Here is a 22243-nt window from a genome sequence, read left to right on the forward strand (position 1 = left end):
CCTTGGTGGAGAAACGACATGCTTTTGAGTCTTGCCTGGCTGCGCGAGTTCACCCCCTACGACGGCGCCCCCCAGACCCTGGCCGACCGCCTGACCATGCTCGGCCTTGAGGTCGAGGACATCCACAACCCCTTTGCCGGGCTTTCCGGCGTGGTGACGGGCAAGGTGCTGACCCGGGCCCCCCACCCCGACGCGGACAAGCTGTCGCTGTGCTCCGTGGACGTGGGCGGCCCCGAGGCGCTTTCCATCGTGTGCGGCGCGCCCAACGTGGCCGCCGGACAGTGCGTGCCCGTGGCCACCGTGGGCGCGGTGCTGCCAAACGGCATGGAGATCAAAAAAAGCAAGATTCGCGGCCAGGCCTCCCATGGCATGATCTGTTCCGAATCCGAACTGGGCCTTTCCGAGGAAAGCTCCGGCATCATGGTCCTTTCCGGCGACCCCGCCCCGGGCACGCCCCTGGCCGAGGCCCTTGGCCTGGACACCTGCGTGCTCGACGTGTCCATCACCCCCAATAGGGCCGACTGCTTAAGCGTCCTGGGCCTGGCCCGGGAGACGGCCATGGCCTTCGGGCTGCCCCTGACCCTGCCCGCCGTCGCCTTCACGGAGACGGCCCCCACCGCCGAGGATGCGGCCCGGGAGGTGCGCATAGAGATCGCGGACCCGGCCCTGTGCCCGGTCTACCGGGGCAAGCGCATCAAAAATCTCAACGTGGGCAAAAGCCCGGACTGGCTGCGCTACCGGCTTCTGGCCGTGGGCCAGCGGCCCATCAGCAACGTGGTGGACGTGACCAACTACGTGCTCTTCGAGCTTGGACAGCCCATGCACGCCTTCGACCGGGACATCCTGGCCGGAAACGTGGTGCGGGTGGCCCCGGCCGCCGACGGCATGACGTTCACCACCCTGGACGGCCAGAAGCGCACCCTTTCCTGCCGCGACCTGCTCATCTGGGACGCCGAAAAGCCCGTGGGGCTGGCCGGGGTCATGGGCGGCGAAAACTCCGAGATGACCGCGAAAAGCACCGAGGTCTTTTTGGAGTGCGCCGTGTTCAACCCGGCCACCATCCGCAAGACCGCCCGCCGTCTGAGCATCCCCAGCGAAGCCTCCTACCGCTTCGAACGCGGCGTGGACCAGGTGGGCTCGGCCTACGCCCTTGACCGGGCCGTGTCGCTCATCCAGCAGACCGCCGGGGGACAGGTGCTCACGGGCACAGCCCTGGCCGAACCCCGGCCCTTCGCCGCCCCCCGCCTGACCTTCCGCAAGGCCCGGACCGAAAAACTTCTGGGCGTGCCCCTGACGGACGCCTTCTGCCGCGACACCCTGGCCGCCCTGGGCTGCGTCCTGGGCGCGGAGTCCGGCGAGGGCCTTTCGGTGCTGCCGCCGTCCCACCGCCTGGACCTGGAACGCGAGGTGGATCTCATCGAAGAGGTGGGCCGCGTCTACGGCATGGACCGCATCGAACCGGTCCTGCCCGCCATCGCCCGCAGCCTGGACACGGCCACGGCGGCCGAGTCCACGCATTCCTTCTGGAACCGGGTGCGGGCCTGGGGCGTGGGCGCGGGCCTCAACGAGGCCGTCAACTACAGCTTCGTGGGCCACGCCGACCTGGACCAATTGTGCCTGGATACAGCCTGCCGGGTGTCCGTGGCCAACCCCCTGTCCGAGGACCAAAACGTCATGCGCCCGGAGCTTGCGCCGGGTCTTTTGCAGAGCGTGCGCGTCAACATCTCCCGGGGCAACGCCGATCTGCGGCTTTTCGAGGTGGCCAAGGTCTTCCATGCCTCTGCCGCCTCCGAAACCGGCTGCATCGAGTACGGCCGTCTGGGGCTGGCCCTGCACGGCAGCCGCCACCCCGAGGGCTGGCCCTTCCCGGCCGAGACCTCCGGCTACGAGGACATCAAGGGGTTGGTGGAAAATCTTCTGGCCGCCTTCCAGCTTCCCGGGGCCGACTATGCCCTGGCCGCCGGGGAGAGCCCCTGGCTGTCGCCGCGCGTGGAGCTGACCCTGGCCGGACGCGACTTCGGCTACATCGGCCGGGTGACGCCCGAGGTGGCCGACGCCTTCCACGCCCGGCGCGAGTTGTGGCTAGCCGAGGTCTCCCTGGACCTTCTGGCCGAGCTGTCCGCCACGACCAGGATCGCCTTCAGGCCGCTGCCCGTCTACCCGCCCGTGCGCCGCGACATCACGGTCATCGCCCCGGCCGAACTGTCCGTCAGGGCCGTCCTTGAGGCCATTGCCGCCAAAAAAACGCCGCTTCTGCGCGACGTGTTTTTGGCCGACCTGTTCGTCCCCGAGGGCGGCGCCGAGCGCAACCTGACCTTCCGCCTGACCTACCGCCACGACGAACGCACCCTCAAGGACAAGGACGTGGACAAGGAACGCGAGGCCCTGACCCGGCATCTGGCCTCGGTCCTCCCCGTGCGCTTCTCCTGACGCCCTTTTGCCCCGTCCGGCCCGTTCGCCCCGGACGGGGGGCTTGACCGTGGGACACGACTTGGCGCACATCTGTCCGGTCATGGAGCCGAAAACATACAAAATCGGCGAGGCGGCCCGGCTGTGCGGCGTCAAGCCCTTTGTCCTGCGCTTTTGGGAAAGCGAGTTCCCCGGTCTTTCCCCCATCCGCACCCCGAAAGGGCAACGGCTCTACACGGACGAGCATGTGCGGCTCATCGCCCGCATCAGAACCCTGCTCCATGAGGACGGGCTGACCATCGAGGGCGCGCGCAAAAAACTTGAGGAAAAAGGCGATGCGGCCGAATTGCTGCGCGTTATCCACGCGGAATTAAGCGACATCCGCAGTCTTTTGAGCAGCGGCGGCAGCGCCCGCGACCACCCCTGACCCCCCCACGCAAGGACACAGGCCATGAAACGGTACCACTTCCTGTCGGCAACGCTCTGCCTGCTGTGTTTTTCGGCCCTTTCCGCCCTGTGCGCCCTGGCCGCCGAAGACGCCGCCGCCCCGGCGGGCGATGTGGCGGATCTGCGCGCCCCGGCGGGCATCCTGGCGGACCTGCGCGGCGTGGTCAGCGCCAGGCTGGAGGGCGGCGATCCGCGCCTCCTGGCCAAGGACGCCCCCGTCTTCGTGTCCGACACCCTCACCACCGGCCCGGCGGACAAGGGCAAGGTGGTTTTTGCCGACGATTCGGTGCTGGAGATCGGCCCGGACAGCGAGGTCCGCATTGCGGAGTTCGCCTACGACACCACGGATCGCGACAATTTTCGCCAGGGAATCCACATGGGCAAGGGACTTTTCCGCTACGCCACGGGGAAGATCGTGGCCCATGACCCGGATCGCCTGCACATCGAATCCCCCCTGGCCAGCATCGGCATCCGCGGCACCACCACCGACCACCTGATCCAGGTCCGGGAAGAGATCAGGGACGGAAAACCCGAGCGTATCGTGGAAAACGAGCTGCACGCCCTGCGGCAGTCCAAATCCAAGACCGAGGTGGTGGTCACCCACCTCAACAAGCCCGTCAGCCTGAAAAAAGAAGACGCCGCGGCCTCGCTTGCCCCAAAAAAACCCGCCGTCACCCGAACCCTGACCGAGGCCGAAAAGAAGGTCTTCGCCGAGATCCCCCTCTCGCCCGCCCCCTTCGATCCCAGGCCGGGCTCAAGCCTTCTCGGCGGCGGGCAGTAGCCCAGGGCCGGGGACACCGCCACCGGCAGGCGGAAAAAAAACCGCAGGAACGTTTCCTGCGGTTTTTTATGCTCACCCCGGAAGGCCTATTTCGTCGCCCTGGCTCTCGATCCACGCAACGCCGCTTACCGGGCTTCTCTCCATGGTGTCGGACAATCTGCATTTTCCATTTTGCAAAAGCGATATTCCATGCGTTTCCCCAGGATATGCAGCCACTCCAGGAGCGTCTCGATGGACACCCGATCCAAGTCGCCGCGCAAAACTTTTGAAACTGTCGGCTGCGTGGATTTCAGCCTTGATGCGGCATCCCGTTGTGTGATCTTGAGATCTTTCAAGATGCTCCTCAACTGAATGATGAGGTCTGATTTCAATGTTAATTCGTTCGGATTTTCAAGTTCAAGATCCGTGAAGATATTACCCGAGCTTATTTCAAATTTCTGTTCGTTTTGCATGATTTTTCTTCCTGTCTCTTTCTACACTGCACATTCGTGTGTCCCAGGCTATAGCCAGCTCAATGGGCTATCGGCTTACATTTCTTTCTCTATATCTTTGGCCATCGTCAGGCGGTGATGTAAAACTCTCCTTATTTCCTTCGGAATTTCTTTTCCAGTTTTCGACTTCTTTTTGAACGGGAAAAGAACAAAAACAAGACGCTTCGTCAGATAGATCACGCAGCGGTACGAATCCGTGGCATGCACTTTGACAAGCTCGACAACCCTTGGCCCAAACTCCGGAAGTGGTTTTGATCCCGTTGGCCGAAGGCCTCGTTGGGCCTCGCACAGCATGTATCCAAACGCCTTCCGCACCTCTGCATCCAGATCGACAAGCTCTTTGCGGCTTGATCCGACAAACAGGATGTCCTTGAGCAGCGGTTCCTCGTCTGACATGCCGACCTCCTCTCAAAAAACCGGGAAAAAACCGTCGACATATATTCCTTTAAGGCATATCCGAGGTTGCGTCAACATCCCGGACTTCATCAAAGGCCGAAAACATGCCGCTGGCGCTGGTGATCAAAAAGGCCCGGGGAAGGAAAAAATCCCGCCTGGGCAGACACAGGCAGGCCCTTACCAGCGCACAAGCGCCACAACGGCAAGGCCGGCCAGAATGGCGGTCAGGCCCAGCCGACGCAACTCCGGCGCGGGGCGCTCGGACAAAAAGCGCAGCACCGTGGGCATCCTTTCGGCCAGGAGAAAATAGGGCAGGCCCTCCAGGATGAAGGCCAGGCCGAGGGCGGTGAGGAAGGTTTTTCCATCGAATTCCATGTCCCCAGTATGCGGCTGCCGCGCCGGGTTGTAAACCGCCGCCTTGAAGCCTGCCCCGAAGTTCGCTAAAGACCTCCTTTGCCGGGGGCAAATCCCTCCCTGTGGAGGGACGAACCGACGCATCGGGACATGATGCCGCCTCTTTCCGCCTGCGGGCTGCTCCCCGGTCCTTCCCAAAAATAGACAAGAAGGTTCCGCCGTGATCGATTTCGACGATTTGGTTTCCAAAAAAAGCGCCGTGGCCGTGGTTGGCCTGGGGTATGTGGGGCTGCCCCTGGCAGTGGCCCTGTCCCGGCATTTCCGGGTGGTCGGTTTCGACATCAGCACCGGCCGGGTCGAGGAACTGCGCTCCGGGGCCGACAGCACCGGCGAGGTCGATCCCGCCCGGCTGGCCGAGGTCGCGGTCGACTACACCACCGACCCCGCCGCCCTGGCCGCCTGCGGGGTGATCATCGTGGCCGTGCCCACCCCCATCGACGCCAACCGCAATCCCGATCTGCGCCCGGTCACCGGGGCCTCGGTCACCGTGGGCAAAAACATGAGCCCCGGCAGCGTGGTGGTCTACGAGTCCACGGTCTATCCCGGGCTCACCGAGGATATCTGCGTGCCGCTTATGGAAGAGCATTCCGGGCTTGTCTGCGGCCGGGACTTCACCGTGGGCTATTCCCCCGAGCGCATCAATCCCGGGGACAAGGTCCACACCCTGGAACGCATCGTCAAGGTGGTGTCCGGCCAGGACGAGCCCACCCGGAAACTTCTGGCCCGGCTCTACGGGACCATCATCACCGCCGGAATCCACGAGGCCTCGAGCATCAAGGTGGCCGAGGCGGCCAAGATTATCGAGAACACCCAGCGCGACCTCAACATCGCGCTGATGAACGAACTCTCGCTCATTTTCGAGCGCATGGGCATCGACACCCTGGAGGTGCTGGAGGCCGCCGGAACCAAGTGGAACTTCCTGCCGTTTCGTCCGGGGCTGGTGGGCGGCCACTGCATCGGCGTCGATCCCTACTACCTGACCTTCAAGGCCCAGGGCATGGGCTACAACCCCCAGGTCATCCTGGCCGGACGGTGCATCAACGACAACATGGGCAAGCATGTGGCCGACACGGCCGTCAAGCGCCTGATCCGGGCCGGACACCGGGTGCGCGGGGCCCGGGTAGGTATCCTGGGCTTGACCTTCAAGGAAAACGTGCCGGATCTGCGCAACACCAAGGTGGTGGACATCGTGCGCGAGCTTGCCGACTACCAGGTGCGGGTGCTGGTCCACGACCCCCTGGCCTCCCCCGAAGAGGCCAGGCGCGAATACGGCCTGACCCTTGAGCCCCTGTCGGCCTTTCGCGACCTGGACGCCCTGATCCTGGCCGTGCCCCACGACGTCTACGTCCGCGACCTCAGCCCCCTGGACCTGCGGTCCTGGTTTCGGGACGAGGGCCAGGGCATCGTCCTGGACGTGCGCGGGGCGCTTGACCGTCAGGCCGTGCGCGACGCGGGCCTGTGGCACTGGAGACTGTAGACCCGCATGACCCTTCTTCTGGCCTGCGCCACCAGGACCGAACTGCGCGCCGTCCTGCCCGCCGGGACCGGCATCCCGGACCAGGGCGCGGCGGCGCATGAGGTCTTTCCCCAAAGCCCGCTGACCCTGCACGGCCACGAGGTGCTGGCGGTCTGCACCGGCGTGGGCCCCGTGGCTGCGGCGGCCGTCCTGGGCCGGGCCCTGGCCCGCCGCCCGGAGATTTCCGGGGTGCTCCAGCTTGGCGTGGCCGGAAGCTTCGACCTGGAGGCGGCCCCCATGGGCGCGGCGTTGTGCGTCATCCGCGAGACGTGGCCCGAATACGGCCTGGCGGGGGCGGACGGCGTGGCCCCCCGGGGCATCGGCCTGCCCATGGCCACCTGCCCCGACGGCCCGGTCCACGAGACCCTGGCCACCGACCCCGACGCGGCGGCTGCGGCCATGGGGCTGGGCCTGCCCGCCGCCTTCGGCCGGGCCGCCTCCCTGACCGTGGCCGGCGTGACCGGCACCATGGAGCGGGCGGCCCTGCTGTACGCCCGCCACGGGGCCCTCCTGGAGAACATGGAGGGATTCGCCGCCGCCCTGGCCTGCCGTCTGGCCGAAACGCCTTTTTTGCAGATCCGCACCGTCTCCAACCTGGTGGGCAGCCGCCAGACCGGACACTGGGACCTCAAAGGGGCCCTGTCCGCATTGCGGCCGACCCTGGCCCGGCTCCTGGGGAATGCCTCATGAAACGCCTTTGCGTGGCCGTCTCCCCCTGCCCCAACGACATGACCATTTTCGGGGCCTGGATACTGGGGCTTGTGCCCGACGCCCCCCGGGCGGATTTCGTCTTTCTTGATGTGGAAAACTTAAACGAGGCCGCCCTGGCGGGCCGGTTCGACATCATCAAGGTCTCGGCCGCCGTGGGCCTGGCCCTTGGCCAGTCCTGCCGCATCCTGCCTGCGGGCGCGGCCTTCGGCCTGGGGGTGGGGCCCAAGCTGGCCGTGCCCGCCGGGGCCGATGCGGACCTGCGCCCGGACACCGTAATCGTGCCCGGCCTTTTGACCACGGCGGCCATGCTTTTGCGCGCCGCCCTGGCCGATCCGGCCGTGGCCGCCCTGCCCGGCATCCCCGCGCCTGACGCGGCATTTGTCCCCGTGCGCTACGATCTGGTGGCCGAAACCGCCGCCAGGAGCCACGCCGCCGCCCTGCTCATCCATGAAACGGCCCTGGTCCCCGAGCGCCACGGCCTGCGCCGCATCCTGGACCTGGGCCGCTGGTGGGACGAAAAAACCGGCGGCCTGCCCCTGCCCCTGGGGTGCATCGTGGGCCGCACGGCCTGCGGCGGCGACACCCTGCGCGAGGTCTCCCGGACCATCCGCACAAGCCTGGAAACGGCCCTAGCCCGGCCGGAGGCGGTCATGCCGCTTATCCGGGCCATGGCCATCGAAAAAGACGGCGGCGTCCTGGACGCCCACATCAAGGCCTACGTCAACGACCTGTCCCGGGACATGGGACCGGCCGGGGAAAAGGCCCTCGCCGCCCTGTCGGCCATGGGAAAATGCCCGGCCTCCCCCTTGCCAGTTCTCGGCGAATCCTGGTACAGGCCCGTCGATGAATCCGCTTGAGCGTTTTTACGAAAAGGAACTTCCCCGCATCAACCGCTTCCTGGAGTCCCAGGCCGAGCGGATGCATGTCTCCGTGCGCCCCACGGTGCGCCACGTGCTCGATTCCGGCGGCAAACGCTTCCGGCCCGTGCTGACCATCCTCATGGCCCGGGCCCTGGGCTACCGGGGCGACGACATCCTGCCCCTGGCCTGCTCCCTGGAGCTTTTGCATTCGGCCACGCTCCTTCACGACGACATCCTCGACGGAGCCAGGCTGCGGCGCGGACGCCAGTCGGCCCACGTCCTTTTCGGCTCCACCCACACCATCCTGGTGGGCGACGCCCTGCTGGCCCTGGCCAACCGGTTGGTGGCCGAATACGGCATTCCGCCCCTGACCCGGCACCTGTCCGAGGCGCTTTTGCGCACGGCCACCGGGGAGATCCAGGAAATCGCCCATCTGCGCGACACGGATCTTTCCATCGCCACCTACTACGAGATCATCACCGGCAAGACCGCCTTTCTCATCCAGGCCGCCTGTCGCTGCGGGGCCGTGTTCGCCGACGCGTCCCCGGACATGGAGGAGGCCGCCGCCGATTACGGCCTGTCGCTCGGCATCGCCTTCCAGCTTGTGGACGACGCCCTGGACTACACCTCCCCGGCCTCGGTCTCCGGCAAGCCAGCCGCCTCGGATCTCAAGGAGGGCAAGGCCACCCTGCCCCTGCTCCTTTTTCTGGCCGACCTGGACCCCCAGGAGCGTCGGCGTCTGGCCGAGGATTTCAAAATGGACCGGCTGACGCCGGATGATCTGGAAAACCTGAGGGATACCATCGTTTCCGGCGGATACGCGGACAAGACCCGCGAGGCGGCCGCCTCGTACCTGGCCCGGGCCGAGACGGCGCTGGCCCCCTTCCCGGCCTCACCGGAGCGGGATCTGCTGGCCCTGGCCCTGGGCCCCATGCTCGACCGGAAGAAATAGCCCCGGGCGCGCCCGGTCCTGGCCGGAAGCCATGGACCAGGCGCCAAGGCCGCCGCCCTGCCTCGAAACATCCCGCGAACACCCCCTTGCAAGGATGACTGCCATGCTTTTTCGCGTCGAAGTGGGACCACGGCCAGGCGTTCGTGACGTCATGGGCGAAAAGACCGCCCGAAAAATCCGCAGCGAACTCGGGCTGGCCATTGGCGGCGTGGACCTGGTTCGGGTCTTCACCCTGGAGGGGCTGACCCGGGACGAGGCCGCCCGGCTGCTCACGGCCCACGCCCTGCACGACCCGGTGCTGCACGAGGCCTCCCTCGCCCCCCTGCCCCTGTCCGACCCGGCCCCGGACTTCATCCTGGAGGTGTCGTTTCGGCCCGGGGTCACGGACAACGAGGGCCGCACCGCCTCGGAGACGGCCGCCCTGGTCCTGGGGTTGCCCCCCGATAAGGCCGCGCAGGCCGCCGTGTACACCGCCGCCCAGTACCGCCTGCGCGGGACGCCCGACCTGGACACGGCCCGGCGCATCGGCCGCGACCTGTTGGCCAACGAACTTATCCAGCGATTCGAGATCAAAAGCCTGGCCCAATGGCGCGACGAACCGGGGTTCACGGCCCGGGCCGCCCGGGTCACCGGACAGGCCTCGGACGACGTGGCCGCCATCGATCTTTTCGCCATGGACGACGCCGCGCTTATGGCCTTTAGCCGGGACAACGTCCTGGCCCTCAGCCTTGTGGAGATGCGGGCCATCCGCGACCACTACGCCGATCCGGCCGTGGCCCAGGCCCGAAAAACCGCCGGGCTGCCGGTTTTGCCCACGGACGCCGAGATCGAAGTCCTGGCCCAGACCTGGTCCGAGCACTGCAAGCACAAGATCTTTAGCGCCGACATCGACTACCAGGACCGGGAAAAGGGCCTGCGCACGTCCCTGACCAGCCTCTACAAGACCTGCATCCAGGGCAGCACCAAAGACATCCGGCGCGAGCTCGGGGAAAACGACTTCTGCCTGTCGGTCTTCACCGACAACGCCGGGGTGGTGCGCTTCACCGACACCCATCACGCCTGCATCAAGGTGGAGACCCACAACAGCCCCTCGGCCCTGGACCCTTACGGCGGCGCGCTGACCGGCATCGTGGGGGTCAACCGCGACCCCATGGGCACCGGGATCGGGGCCAACCTTCTGTGCAACACCGACGTCTTCTGCTTCGCCTCGCCCTTCCATGAAGGGGCGCTGCCCCCACGGCTCCTGCACCCGCGCCGGGTCTTCGAGGGCGTACGCGAGGGCGTGGAGCACGGCGGCAACAAGTCGGGCATCCCCACGGTCAACGGCTCCATCGTCTTCGATGAACGCTACCTGGGCAAGCCCCTGGTCTTTTGCGGCACCGTGGGCCTTTTGCCGGTCACCGTGGCCGGACGCCCGAGCCATCTGAAACACGCCTGCCCCGGCGACGCCATCGTCATGACCGGCGGGCGCATCGGCAAGGACGGCATCCACGGCGCGACCTTTTCCTCCGAGGAGCTGCACGAGGGTTCCCCGGCCACGGCCGTGCAGATCGGCGACCCCATCACCCAGCGCAAGATGTACGATTTTCTCATACGCGCCCGGGACATGGGCCTGTATAACGCCATCACCGACAACGGCGCGGGCGGCCTGTCCTCCTCCGTGGGCGAAATGGCCCAGGACAGCGGCGGCTGCGACCTGGACCTGTCCAAGGCCCCGCTCAAATACGACGGCCTGCGGCCCTGGGAAGTGCTTTTATCCGAGGCCCAGGAGCGCATGACCCTGGCCGTGCCGCAAGCGCACCTCAAGACCTTCCTGGACCTGGCCCGGGAGATGGACGTTTTGGCCACGCAGCTTGGCACGTTCACCGATTCCGGGGTCTTTTTCGTCCGCCACGGCGAAAAACCCGTGGCCCGGCTTCCCATGGACTTCATGCACCACGGCGCGCCGACCATGGCGCTTTCGGCGGTGTGGGAGCGTCCGGATGTGGCCGCCACGGACGCGCCCCGCGTCCCGTCGGATGGTCAGGGGGCGCTGCTCAAACGAATGCTCGGGCGGCTCAACATCTGCAGCAAGGACTATGTGGTGCGCCAGTACGACCATGAGGTCAAAGGCGCCAGCGTGGTCAAGCCCATGGTCGGGGTCAGGCGCGACGGCCCGTCCGACGCCGGGGTGCTGCGGCCCGTGTTGTCGCGCCCCGAGGGACTGGTCCTGTCCCACGGCATCTGCCCCAAATATTCGGACCTCGACGCCTACTGGATGATGGCCAACGCCATCGACGAGGCCGTGCGCAACGCCGTGGCCGTGGGCGCAGACCCGGATCGCCTGGCCGGGGTGGACAATTTCTGCTGGTGCGACCCGGTGGTTTCCGAAAAGACCCCGGACGGCCGCTATAAGCTGGCCCAGTTGGTGCGGGCCAACCTGGCCCTTTCGCATTTTTGCCGGGCCTACCGCCTGCCCTGCGTGTCCGGCAAGGACTCCATGAAAAACGACTACACCGGCGGCGGGCAAAAGATCTCCATCCCGCCCACGGTGCTGTTCACGGTCATGGGCTCCATGCCCGAGGCCCACAAGGCCGTGACCTCGGACTTCAAAAAACCCGGGGATCTGGTCTACCTGCTCGGGACCACGGCCCCGGAATGCGGCGGATCGGAGATCGCGGCGGAAATGGGCTTTTCCTCGCCCGCCGTGCCCCATGTGGACGCCCTGGCCGCCGCTATGCGTTACCGCGCCCTGTATGCGGCCATCCGCCAGGGGCTGGTCACCGCCTGCCACGACCTCTCCGACGGCGGCCTGGGCGTGGCCCTGGCCGAAATGGCCATCGGCGGCAGGCTGGGCTGCCAGGCCGATCTGGCCCTGGCCCCGACGGCGGGCATCCACGCCGGGGAAGGCGGCATGTCCGATATCGAACTCCTGTATGCCGAATCCGCCGGACGCCTCCTGGCCACCGTGTCCCCGGGCGACCGGGAGGCCTTCGAGGCCCTGTTCGCCGGACAGGCCGCGTCCTGCCTTGGCCGGGTGACGGAGACGGGGGAGCTCGCGCTCGCCAGGGGCGGCCGGATTCTCGCCCGCGAAAACGTGGAGGATTTGGCCCTGGCCTTCGCCAAGACCCTGTCCTGGTAGGCTCTTTTCGTTTTTTTCCGGATTCGGGCCCAAAGTCTGTCCGTCCCGCATCCGTTTTCAGCCCGCCCCAAACTGCACGCGATGTGCAAAAAAGGGTGGGCCCTCTTGCCCGCCGTCTTTTTCACATTCATAATAAATAAAAGAATTTCAGCATTTTCAGACAATCCCCTTTCCTTTCATCTCCCGTTCCCCAGTCCCTTTATGCAAAAAAATGCGCCCCCTGGCATGTTGGTTGTTGTCACAACTGCCAGGCTCGCATATATGTGAAGGAAGTATCATGAAGGAGGCGTTCACATGCGCGTCGTTCGTTTCCCGGCCCTCCTCGCCGGGCTGGCATTTCTTGTGTCTTTTGTCTGGGTTTCTGCGGGCCGCACCCAGCCACCTGAAAAAGCGGCGCCCCCCGAGGCCAGCTATGTCGGCTCGGAGGCCTGCGCCTCCTGTCACGACACCCAGTTTCACACATATTCCAAGTATTCGAAAAAGGCCCATTCCTCCAAGAGCATCCAGATCATGGCCTCGGATCTGACCGAGGAAGAACTGCGCGGCTGCTACGGATGCCATACCACCGGATACGGCAAGCCCGGCGGGTTCGTGAGCTTCACGGCCACGCCCGGACTGGCCAACGCCGGATGCGAGGTCTGCCACGGCCCGGGTTCGGCCCACGCCGAATCCGGAGGGGATGCTTCCCTGATCAAGGGCAAGCTGACCATGGCCGATTGTGAGACCTGCCACAGCGCCGAGCGGGTTGCGGCGTTCAATTTCAAGCCCATGCTCTACGCTGGCGCGCACTAGGAGATGCCCATGGACATCATGGCTCGTTCCATCGGCGTCAAGGTGCTCGTGCTGGTTTCGGCCCTGACCATCCTGGCCTTTACCGGCCTTTTTCTGGCCAACTCCTACTGGCAACACAACGGCACCGTGGACCAGATCCGGGCCGCCTCCGAGCGCACCTCGGATCTTTTGCGCATGGCCATCGAGGAACCCATGGCCCTGGGCAAAAACCAGGAAACCACGGCCCAGTTCGAAAAGGTCGCCAAGCGCTACAACGACATCCGTGTGTTCATGACCAATTACAAGGGGAACATCACCTACGCCACGAACCAGGCCGATCTGCGCAAGGATCTGTCCCAGGTGATCACCGAACCCGAATTCTCCGGCGCCGTGCAAAAAAGCCTCACATCGTCCACCGCCGCCGGGGCCATCATGACCGTGGGGGGGAAAAGCGCCTTCGTGGAGATCACCTCCATCGCCAACGCCCCGGCCTGCCACCACTGCCACGGCACGAGCAAGCCGGTCCTGGGGGCCATGGTGGTCGTCAAGGACATCGAGCAGGAGATGGGGCGGCTCACCGACACCCAGTACAAAAGCGCGGGCATCTCCCTGGCGAGCCTGGTGGGTCTTCTGGCCTGCCTGCTCTTTTTCATCCGCCGCTCGGTCATAAACCGCATCAAGACCATCGCCAGCGCCTCCCACGAGATCAGCCAGGGGGCTCTGGACGTGTCGTTTTCCGTGCATGGGCATGACGAACTGAGCAACCTGGCAGGCAACCTGGCCGAGATGGTGGGCAAGATCAAAGACCAGCTCGAATACAACAAGAGCATCCTAAGCGGCATCATCATCCCCCTTTTCGTGGCCGATAAAAACGAGAACTTCGACTTCGTGAACGCCCCCCTGCAAAACATCCTGGGCAAGCACTACAAGGAACTCGTGGGCCGTCCCGTGGCCGAAAACCTCTCCGGCGAACACGGCGGCCGGATCTGCGGCGAGGTCATCGCCACCGGGACCAGCAAAAGCGGCTTCACCCGTTTCACCCGGGCCGACGGCAAGGTCTATCCCCTGCACTATGAGATATCCCCCCTGCAAAACGCCGCAGGCCAGACCGTGGGGGCCATCGGGGTGCTCATCGACCTGACCCAGGAGGAACGCGACAAGGACCGCATCCGGGCCCAGCGCGAGAATCTGCTCAAGGTGGCCCAGGAGGTCACGGATGTGGCCATCAACCTGTCCGAGGCATCCGACGAACTGTCGCGGCAGATGGAGGAACTGACCCGGGGCGTGGACACCACTGCCGGAGAAACCGAGCGGGTGGCCACGGCCATGGAGGAAATGAACGCCACGGTGCTTGAGGTCGCCAAAAACGCCGGACAGACCGCCGAGGCCTCGGATGTGGCCAGCCAGGCGGCCCGGGAGGGCGGCCGGGAGGTGCAAAACACCGTGACCGAGACCCGGCAGGTTTCCGAGCGCACGGAAAGTCTGGCCCTGTCCCTGGGCGAACTCTCCACCCGGGCGGAGAACATCGGCCGGGTCATGGCCGTCATCGGGGACATCGCCGACCAGACCAACCTCCTGGCCCTCAACGCCGCCATCGAGGCCGCCAGGGCCGGAGAGGCCGGGCGCGGCTTCGCCGTGGTCGCCGACGAGGTCCGCAAACTGGCCGAGAAGACCATGCTGGCCACCACCGAGGTGGCCGAGGCCATCCGGGACATCCAGGGCAGTACCCGCACCGTGGTTTCCGGAATGGACGAAACCAAGGCCAAGGTGGAACTGACGGCCCAGATGGCGGAAAAATCCGGCGCGGTGCTGGGGCAGATCGTGGACCAGTCCGACCGCATTGCGGACATGGTGCGCAACATCGCGGCGGCCTCGGAGCAGCAGTCCTCCACCAGCGACGAGGTCAATCACAGCGTCAGCCACATCAATGAACTTTCGCAGGATATTTCGCGACAAATTCAAGAAGCCAACCACCGCATCACCGGGGTCAGGGACATGTCCCAGCATTTGGCCGCCCTGGTGGCGCGTTTTCGGGAGGAATGACCCGTTTAGGGGCTGTCCCGGCGAACCGGACCAAGTGCGGTCCAGGCCCGGACAGCCCCTTGACAAAAACAGCCGAACTAACGGATAGACTTCCCATGGCGTGATCGTGAAAATGGGCACGCCGGGCAGTGAGAACGAAACCGGTCCTGAACCGGCGATCTTTCGCCGGGACTCCGCCTGAAAGAGTCCATCACGGCGATACGAAAAAACACCCTGTTTGCCGCTCAGGCAAGGGTCGCCCCTTTGGGACGCGCCCGGCGCTGAGGGCCAAAATGAGGTCTTTTTTTTCGTGGTTGCGGGGAAGGGCGATACCGGACAAGGAGACGACATGGACAGATATGTCTGCAACATCTGCGGCTATGTGTACGATCCCAAGGACGGCGATCCGGACAACGGGGTCAAACCCGGAACCAAATTCGAAGACCTCCCCGAGGACTGGGTCTGTCCGGTGTGCGGCGCTGCCAAGGACGAGTTCACCAAGGAATAACCGCCTGCCTCCATATTTCCCTTCACACCGCCGGCCCCTGGCCGGCGGTCGTTTTGAGGAGACCTGCATGAAACCCGTTGAAATCGTCAAAGACGTCCACTGGGTCGGGTCCGTGGAATGGGATTGCCGCAATTTCCACGGCTATTCCACCTCCCCCCTGGGCACCACCTACAATGCCTATCTCATCCGCGACGAGAAGGTCACCCTGTTCGATACGGTCAAGGCCGAATTCACAAACGAACTGTTGTGCAAAATCGCCCACCTGGTCAAACCCGGGGACATCGACTACATCGTGGTCAACCATGTGGAGATGGACCATTCCGGAGCCCTGCCGGAGATCGTGGCCCAGGTCAAACCGGAGAAGATCTTCTGCTCCCCCATGGGCGAGCGGGCCCTGAAAGCGCATTTCGACGTGACCGGCTGGCCCATCCAGGTCGTCAAGACGGGCGACGCCATAAGCATCGGCACGCGCACCCTGTCCTTTTTGGAAACCCGCATGCTGCACTGGCCCGACAGCATGGCCACCTATATCCCCGAAGACAAGATCCTCATCACCAACGACGCCTTCGGCCAAAACATCGCCAGCAGCGAACGCTTTGCCGACGAGGTGGACCGCTCCGAGCTGCATCGCCAGATGGTCCGCTATTACGCCAACATCGTGCTGCCGTTTTCGCCCATCACGCAAAAGATCATCGCCCAAATCGAATCCATGGGACTGGCCATCGACTATCTCCTGCCGGACCACGGGGTCATGTTCCGGGGGGCCGACGTGGCCTACGCCATTGAGGCCTACAAGGCCTTCGCCGCCCAAAAGCCCACGAAAAAGGCCGTGGTGGTTTACGACACCATGTGGCACTCCACGGAAAAGATGGCCGAGGCCATCGCCACCGGCCTTATGTCCGAAGGCCTGTCCGTCAAGATCATGAACCTGCACGTCGTCGACCACAGCGACGTCATGGAAGAGGTGCTGGAGGCCGGGGCCGTGGTGGTGGGGTCGCCCACCCACAATAACGGCATGCTGCCCCGGGTGGCGGACATGCTGACCTACATGAAGGGCTTAAAACCTCAGAACAAGATCGGCGGAGCCTTCGGCTCCTACGGCTGGAGCGGCGAGGCCGTCAAGGCCGTGGCCGAGGCGCTTTCGGCCATGGGCATGGAGATGCCGACCGAGCCCCTGCGTTCCCTGTATGTCCCCAGGCACGAGGAGCTGGCCAAATATGTGGAGATGGGCCGGACCATCGGCCAGGCCGTGGTCGCCAAGGCGGGCTGACCGCCGCGCCCGTTTCCCGACGTTCGCCCATAAAAAACGGCCCGGAACCGCATGGTCCCGGGCCGTCGTCATTTCGGCGATCAGGGGAAGGGAACCTACTTCACTGCTTCCTTGAGGGCCTTGCCCACGGTAAACTTCACCGCCTTGGAAGCGGGAATCTTGATCTCCTTGCCGGTCTGGGGGTTGCGGCCGGTACGGGCGGCGCGCTCGGAAACCTTGAAGGATCCGAACCCGGTCAGGGTCACGGTTTCCCCGGCGGACAGGGCGTCCCGGATGACCTCGACCACGGCGTCGAGAGCCTTGCCGGCAGCCGCCTTGGTTTCGAATCCCGCTTTAACCTGTACCTTTTCGATCAAATCAGCTTTGGCCATGTACCCTTCTCCTGCTTGCTTTCGGTTGATGTTATTTCGCGGCCTTCTGGGCTTTCTTTTCCCATAGCCGCATTTCCTTCATTTTCTTGCGACGGTCACGCTGCAAGGCCTTGCAGACCAGGGGCGTGCCCTTCTTGAGGCCGTGCTTCTCCTTGTACTCCTCGGGGGTCAATCCGTGGGAGCCAAGGTGCTTTTTGGTGATGACCTTGAAGGCTTTGCCGCATTCCAGACAGGTGACGGTCTTTTCCTTTATCGCCTTTTTGGGGTCAAGTCCAAGTCCCGGCGCACTCTCGCTTGCACTGCATCCTTCGCTGATCTCCCGGATGCCGCCTGCGAGCCTTTTGACCATGGAGGTAATCTCCTCATCGGTCATGTTTCTCACGGAAGCCTGCGCTTTCACAATCTCCAGGGCGCTTTTCAAATACTCTTCCATTGATTCCTCCAAAGTCGATGATTCCGAAAATCGTTCCGGCGCGGCAAACATGCTGTCAAATGGAGCGATTGTCAATTGCCGCGATTCGAAATGCACGCCGAAGCCGGAGCCAAAGCCATAAAAAAGGCTGTCTCGACACGGCCGAAGTCGCATGCGTTCTTCGCCTGTTTTGTTTAGTATTACATATTCGCATAAAATACGCAAAAACAAAACGGGCCTCTCCCGAAAGAAAGGCCCGCTTCTCCATGGTGCGTGTCCCGACCGTCTATCCGGCCTGAATTTCGATCTTACGCGGCTGGGCCTTGGCGGCCTTGGGCAGGCTCACCTCCACCACCCCGTTTTTCAGGGTGGCCTTGATCCGCTCCTTGTCCACAATGTGCGACAGGGTGAAGCTGCGGAAGTATTCGCCCGAGCCGAATTCCACATGCCCGATCTTGCGTTTTTCCGGGGCGTCGTATTCCGCCTTGCCGGAAATTTTTATCTCATCCTCGTTTAAGTCGATGACCAGATGCTCCTTGTCCACGCCGGGCATATCCAGCAGGAGCAGGAACCCGTCATCGGTCTCGATGATATCCGTGGCCGGTTTGACCCGGGGCAATCCCTTTTCGGTCTTGGCGGCGTTTTCGTTCATGGCCGATTCCTCCCTGGCGCGATGATGGCGCCGTGTTCTCGGGGGGGCGTCACGCCCCGTTCCCGCGGCATGTGTTTTTTCATGGCGGAGGACGATCGGGAAAATCCTTGTCCTGGCGGGATGACCGAACATACGCGCCGGGTTTTCCAAGGCAACCCGCTGCCTCCAGCCTCCGCCCGTCGCCCGCAGTCGGCGACACCGCTACAAAAACCGCGCTACTGGGCGTCGATGCTGATTTTTTTGGGCTTGCTCTCTTCCGCCTTGGGGATGACCACCTCCAGGACGCCGTCTTTCATCTTGGCCGTGACCTTGTCCCGGCTAATTCCCGCCTGGATGTTCACCACCCGCTGGAAAAAGCCCGTGGGCCGTTCCTGGCGGTAGAATTTCCCCTTGACGCCCTTTCGTTCGCCCTTGATGACCAGGCTCGAATCGGTCAAGGTCAGATCCAGGTCGCCAATGTCCATGCCCGGGATCTCGCACTGGACGTAAATGCTCTCTGCATCCTCGCTGATGTTGAGCGGGGGATAGGCCAGACTCCTCTGGCTTATGGAAAGCGGCGTCCAGAGCGATTCGAGCAGCCTGTCGAAGGGATTCGACGTGCCGTAAAAAGGACTCAAATCGATAACCATGGCATGCACCTCCCAATGTTTTTATCGAAAAAAAGGATAATCCGGGCTGGGCCGTTGTCAACGCCGCCAGAGCCGCTTTCCCGGGCAATGCCCGGCTGCCGGGGTGCAGCGGCCCTTGACATCATGGTCCGGCGACTTACCTGATATCCGCAAAAAAACTCCCCGGAGGATCACCGTGCCCCTCTACGAATACGCCTGCCCCGCCTGCGATGCCCATTTCGAGGAACTGGTGTCCGTGCATAGCGACGCGCCCCCGAAGTGTCCCCGCTGCGGCCACGAGGCCTGCACCCGCGTCCTGTCCGCCACCTCGGCCGTGCGCCCGGGACAGACCACCCTGCCCCGCTTCGAAACCCATTCCTCGGGATGCGGCGGCGGCGGGTTCTCCTGAGCCGGATAGCCCGCGCGCCCTGGCGGCGCGCTTCAGATTCACCCGCTTCCCTGGCGGGCACACCACCTTATTTCCTACAAAGGAGCGCATCATGCCGGACAAAAATCCGGGTTCCACCCATGAGTTCAAGGCCGAGATACGCCAACTGCTGGAGATCATCACCCATTCCATCTACACCAATCGCGAAATCTTTTTGCGCGAACTCGTCTCCAACGCCTCCGACGCCCTGGACAAGCTGCGCTTCGAGACCGGGCGCGGCACGGCCGTGGCCAATCCCGAACTGCCGCTGGAAATCCGCATCACGGCCGACAAGGAGGCGGGCATCCTGACCATCGCCGACACGGGCCTGGGCATGACCCATGACGAACTCATCGAGAACATCGGCACCATCGCCCGTTCCGGGTCCGCCGAATTCCTGAAAAAGCTCGCCGACAACAAGGACGCCGCCTCGGGCATCATCGGCCGCTTCGGGGTGGGATTTTATTCCGTGTTCATGGTGGCCAAAAACGTGGTCCTGACCACGAAATCCCTGCTTTCCGACGCGCCCGCCGTGCGCTGGGAGTCCGACGGTTCCGGCTCCTACGCCATTACCTCCGGCCCCGAAGACGCCGTCCGGGGCACGCGCATCGAGATCCATTTGAAGGACGAGGCCAAGGAATTCGCCGACCCCGAGCGCATCAAGACCATCATCCGCAAGCATTCCAACTTCATTTCCTTCCCCATTTACGTGGGCGAGGAGAAGGTCAACACCGTCCCGGCCCTGTGGCGGGAATCCAAGTTCTCGGTCACGCCCGAGCAGTACAAGGAGTTCTACGAGTTTTTGACCTTCGACACCGAGGAGCCGCTTCTGACCATCCACGTCTCCGTGGATGCGCCGGTACAGTTCAACGCCCTGCTTTTCATCCCCAAAACCCCCATGGACCTCTTCGGCATGCGCCCCGAGGCCCGGGGCCTGGACCTCTACGTGCGCCGGGTGCTCATCCAGCACGAGACCAAGGATCTTCTGCCCGAATTTCTGGGATTCGTGCGCGGCGTGGTGGACACCGAAGACCTGCCCCTGAACATCTCCCGGGAGACCCTCCAGGAGAACCGGGTGCTGCGCAAGATCGCCTCCACCATCACCAAGCAGGTTCTCGACCGGCTGGGACAGATGGCCAAGGACGACGCCGAGAAATACGCCGACTTCTGGCGCGAGCACGGCCGGGTCATGAAGCTCGGCTACGGCGACTACCTGCACCGCGAGGCCTTTGCGGATCTTGTGCGCTTCGAGTCCTCGGCGCTTCCCCCGGAACCCGGCAAGCCCGCGCCCCTGGCCTCGCTGGCCGACTACGTCACACGGGCCAAATCCGGCCAGAAAAACATCTACTTCCTCTCCGGCCCCTCCAGGGCCGCCCTGGACTTAAACCCCACCCTGGAAATCTTCCGGGACAAGGGCCTTGAGGTCCTCTATCTGCTGGAGCCCATCGACGAATTCGTCATGGAATCCGTGCGCGCCTACAAGGAACTGACCCTGACCTCCGCCGACCGGGCCGCGCCCGGCGATCTGGCCGCCTTCGAGAGCGTGGCCGCGGCGGACGCCCCGGCCCCCCTGTCTGCGGACCAGCAGGCCGCCCTGCCCGGCCTGACGGCCGCCGTCAAGGCCGTCCTGGGCGAACGGGTTGTCGACGTGCGCCTGTCCGAACGCCTGCGCAAGAGCCCCTCCTGCCTGGTCGGTCCCGACGGCGACCCCTCGGCCGGGATGCAAAAGATCATGCGCATGCTGGCCAAGGACGAGACCCCGCCAAAAAAGATCCTGGAGCTCAACCCCGACCATCCGCTTCTGCGCAACCTTTTGCGCATCCACCAGGCAAGCCCGGACGACCCGTTTTTGGCCACGGCCGCCAACCAGCTTTTGGACGCGGCCCTGCTCCTGGACGGCTATCTGGCCGACCCGCACCAGATGGTGGACCGGGTCACCTCCATCCTGACCGACGCCAGCGGTTGGTACGCCGACCTGAAGAAATAGGCCGCCGCGCCGCTGCCCAAAAACGTCGGCCCCCGTCCCGGACATGGTTCCGGGGCGGGGGCCGTTTTCGTGCCGTTTGGCGCGGGGCGGGCTAGATGCCCTTTGCGGCCATGAGCTTGATCAGGTCGCCCACGCGGCAGGAATAGCCCCATTCGTTGTCGTACCAGGCCACGACCTTGGCCAGGTTGCCGTTTTGGACCACGGTGTATTCTTCCTCAATGATGCCCGAACGGGGGTCGCCCTTGTAGTCCATGGAGACCAGGGGCTCGGTGGCGTAGCCCAGGATGCCCTTGAGCCCGCCCTCGGAGGCGGCCCGAAGCGAGGCGCGCAACTCCTCGGTGGTGGTGGATTTCTCCAGGGTGCAGGCGAAATCCACGACCGACACCGTGGGCGTGGGCACGCGCAGGGAATAGCCGCCGAACTTGCCTTTGAGCTCCGGAATGACCAGGGCCACGGCCTGGGCCGCGCCCGTGGAGGTGGGGATGATGTTCATGGCCGCAGCCCGGGCCCGGCGCAGATCCTTGTGCGGCAGGTCCAGGATGCGCTGGTCGTTGGTGTAGGAATGGATGGTGCACAAAAGTCCGCTGATGATGCCGAACTTCTCGTGCACCACCTTCACGGCCGGGGCCAGGCAGTTGGTGGTGCAGGAGGCGTTGGAGAGGATGTGGTGCTTCTCGGGATCGTACAGGTGGTCGTTGACCCCGAGCACGATGGTGATGTCCTCTTCCTTGGCCGGGGAGGAGATGATGACCTTCTTGGCCCCGGCGTCCAGGTGGGCCTTGGCCTTGGGGCCGGTGCGGAAGATGCCCGTGGACTCGATGACCACGTCCACGCCCATGGCCCCCCAGGGAATCTCCCTGGGATCGCGCAGGGCGAAATTCTTGATCTCCCAGCCGCCGAAGACGATGACGTCGTCTTTTACCTCGACGTCGAACGTGGAACGGCCGTAGTTGGTGTCGTAGCGCAGCAGGTGCGCGTTGGTTTTGACGTCAAAGAGGTCGTTGACGGCCACCACTTCCATGGATTCGGGGTGCTGCTCGCGCATGGCTTTCAGCACCTGGCGGCCGATGCGGCCAAATCCGTTGATGCCTACCTTGAGTTTGGTCATATATATGTC

Annotated in this window: 22 protein-coding genes; 14 read left to right on the top strand and 8 right to left on the bottom strand. The window is 64.3% G+C overall.

Annotation, left to right across the window (positions count from 1 at the left end; all coding sequences use genetic code 11):
• Positions 1–18 precede the first annotated feature (18 nt).
• Genes pheT through GD606_RS08970 form a run of 3 tightly spaced genes read left to right on the top strand, consistent with a single transcriptional unit; the run spans position 19 to position 3637 of the window.
• A complete protein-coding gene (gene pheT / locus GD606_RS08960; RefSeq protein ID WP_163301250.1) occupies positions 19–2430 on the top strand; it encodes a phenylalanine--tRNA ligase subunit beta in 2412 nt (803 codons plus the stop codon).
• Positions 2431–2479: 49 nt separating this feature from the next.
• A complete protein-coding gene (locus GD606_RS08965; RefSeq protein ID WP_374190883.1) occupies positions 2480–2836 on the top strand; it encodes a MerR family transcriptional regulator in 357 nt (118 codons plus the stop codon).
• A gap of 24 nt (positions 2837–2860) precedes the next feature.
• Positions 2861–3637, top strand: coding sequence for a FecR family protein (locus GD606_RS08970; RefSeq protein WP_163301249.1), 777 nt, complete (start codon positions 2861–2863; stop codon positions 3635–3637).
• A 125-nt stretch (positions 3638–3762) separates the two neighbouring features.
• Here GD606_RS08970 and GD606_RS08975 read toward each other — a convergent pair whose 3' ends face one another.
• The 3 genes from GD606_RS08975 to GD606_RS08985 form a co-directional block, all read right to left on the bottom strand.
• The gene (locus GD606_RS08975; protein ID WP_163301248.1) at positions 3763–4089 is read right to left on the bottom strand and encodes a helix-turn-helix domain-containing protein; all 327 of its coding nucleotides are present in this window, start codon (positions 4087–4089) and stop codon (positions 3763–3765) included.
• Between the two features lie 75 nt (positions 4090–4164).
• The gene (locus GD606_RS08980) at positions 4165–4524 is read right to left on the bottom strand and encodes a type II toxin-antitoxin system RelE/ParE family toxin (protein WP_163301247.1); all 360 of its coding nucleotides are present in this window, start codon (positions 4522–4524) and stop codon (positions 4165–4167) included.
• Positions 4525–4701: 177 nt separating this feature from the next.
• The gene (locus tag GD606_RS08985; protein WP_163301246.1) at positions 4702–4899 is read right to left on the bottom strand and encodes a DUF2065 domain-containing protein; all 198 of its coding nucleotides are present in this window, start codon (positions 4897–4899) and stop codon (positions 4702–4704) included.
• A gap of 199 nt (positions 4900–5098) precedes the next feature.
• On the opposite strand from GD606_RS08985, the gene GD606_RS08990 reads away from it, so the two are divergent.
• The 9 genes from GD606_RS08990 to GD606_RS09030 all read left to right on the top strand — a co-directional run bounded on the left by GD606_RS08990 (position 5099) and on the right by GD606_RS09030 (position 16669).
• Positions 5099–6415, top strand: a complete 1317-nt coding sequence (locus GD606_RS08990) for a nucleotide sugar dehydrogenase (protein ID WP_163301245.1) — start codon at positions 5099–5101, stop codon at positions 6413–6415.
• 6 nt (positions 6416–6421) lie between these two features.
• Positions 6422–7144, top strand: a complete 723-nt coding sequence (mqnB, locus tag GD606_RS08995) for a futalosine hydrolase (RefSeq protein ID WP_163301244.1) — start codon at positions 6422–6424, stop codon at positions 7142–7144.
• A complete protein-coding gene (locus tag GD606_RS09000; RefSeq protein ID WP_163301243.1) occupies positions 7141–8022 on the top strand; it encodes an MqnA/MqnD/SBP family protein in 882 nt (293 codons plus the stop codon). Before mqnB ends, GD606_RS09000 begins: the two co-directional genes overlap by 4 nt.
• Positions 8009–8977: a polyprenyl synthetase family protein gene (locus GD606_RS09005; RefSeq protein ID WP_163301242.1), complete on the top strand. Its 969-nt coding sequence runs from the start codon at positions 8009–8011 to the stop codon at positions 8975–8977. The genes GD606_RS09000 and GD606_RS09005 overlap by 14 nt, the downstream gene beginning before the upstream one ends.
• A gap of 103 nt (positions 8978–9080) precedes the next feature.
• Positions 9081–12098: an AIR synthase-related protein gene (locus GD606_RS09010; protein ID WP_163301241.1), complete on the top strand. Its 3018-nt coding sequence runs from the start codon at positions 9081–9083 to the stop codon at positions 12096–12098.
• Positions 12099–12392: 294 nt separating this feature from the next.
• On the top strand, positions 12393–12890 hold the full coding sequence (locus tag GD606_RS09015) for a cytochrome c family protein (protein WP_163301240.1): 498 nt from the start codon (positions 12393–12395) through the stop codon (positions 12888–12890).
• A gap of 9 nt (positions 12891–12899) precedes the next feature.
• On the top strand, positions 12900–14912 hold the full coding sequence (locus tag GD606_RS09020) for a methyl-accepting chemotaxis protein (RefSeq protein WP_163301239.1): 2013 nt from the start codon (positions 12900–12902) through the stop codon (positions 14910–14912).
• Positions 14913–15240: 328 nt separating this feature from the next.
• Positions 15241–15399, top strand: a complete 159-nt coding sequence (rd, locus tag GD606_RS09025; RefSeq protein ID WP_163301238.1) for a rubredoxin — start codon at positions 15241–15243, stop codon at positions 15397–15399.
• A gap of 67 nt (positions 15400–15466) precedes the next feature.
• A complete protein-coding gene (locus GD606_RS09030; protein ID WP_163301237.1) occupies positions 15467–16669 on the top strand; it encodes an FprA family A-type flavoprotein in 1203 nt (400 codons plus the stop codon).
• A 95-nt stretch (positions 16670–16764) separates the two neighbouring features.
• On the opposite strand, the gene GD606_RS09035 is transcribed toward GD606_RS09030, so the two are convergent.
• From GD606_RS09035 to GD606_RS09050, 4 genes are all read right to left on the bottom strand, one after another.
• Positions 16765–17040 carry an HU family DNA-binding protein gene (locus tag GD606_RS09035; protein WP_163301236.1) on the bottom strand — a complete coding sequence of 92 codons (276 nt, stop codon included), beginning with the start codon at positions 17038–17040 and terminating at the stop codon, positions 16765–16767.
• Between the two features lie 31 nt (positions 17041–17071).
• Complete coding sequence (locus tag GD606_RS09040) at positions 17072–17473, bottom strand: Ros/MucR family transcriptional regulator (RefSeq protein ID WP_163301271.1); 402 nt, start codon at positions 17471–17473, stop codon at positions 17072–17074.
• A 265-nt stretch (positions 17474–17738) separates the two neighbouring features.
• Positions 17739–18104, bottom strand: coding sequence for an Hsp20/alpha crystallin family protein (locus GD606_RS09045; protein WP_163301235.1), 366 nt, complete (start codon positions 18102–18104; stop codon positions 17739–17741).
• Positions 18105–18319: 215 nt separating this feature from the next.
• Positions 18320–18733, bottom strand: a complete 414-nt coding sequence (locus GD606_RS09050; protein WP_163301234.1) for an Hsp20/alpha crystallin family protein — start codon at positions 18731–18733, stop codon at positions 18320–18322.
• Between the two features lie 175 nt (positions 18734–18908).
• On the opposite strand from GD606_RS09050, the gene GD606_RS09055 reads away from it, so the two are divergent.
• Both GD606_RS09055 and htpG read left to right on the top strand, forming a co-directional pair.
• Positions 18909–19121 carry an FmdB family zinc ribbon protein gene (locus GD606_RS09055; RefSeq protein WP_163301233.1) on the top strand — a complete coding sequence of 71 codons (213 nt, stop codon included), beginning with the start codon at positions 18909–18911 and terminating at the stop codon, positions 19119–19121.
• Between the two features lie 91 nt (positions 19122–19212).
• Entirely contained in the window at positions 19213–21126 is a 1914-nt protein-coding gene (gene htpG / locus GD606_RS09060) for a molecular chaperone HtpG (RefSeq protein ID WP_163301232.1), read from the top strand.
• A 91-nt stretch (positions 21127–21217) separates the two neighbouring features.
• On the opposite strand, the gene gap is transcribed toward htpG, so the two are convergent.
• Positions 21218–22234, bottom strand: a complete 1017-nt coding sequence (gap, locus tag GD606_RS09065; RefSeq protein WP_163301231.1) for a type I glyceraldehyde-3-phosphate dehydrogenase — start codon at positions 22232–22234, stop codon at positions 21218–21220.
• Positions 22235–22243 lie beyond the last annotated feature (9 nt).

It is taken from the genome of Desulfolutivibrio sulfodismutans DSM 3696 (assembly GCF_013376455.1).
Classification (GTDB): Bacteria; Desulfobacterota; Desulfovibrionia; order Desulfovibrionales; family Desulfovibrionaceae; genus Desulfolutivibrio; species Desulfolutivibrio sulfodismutans.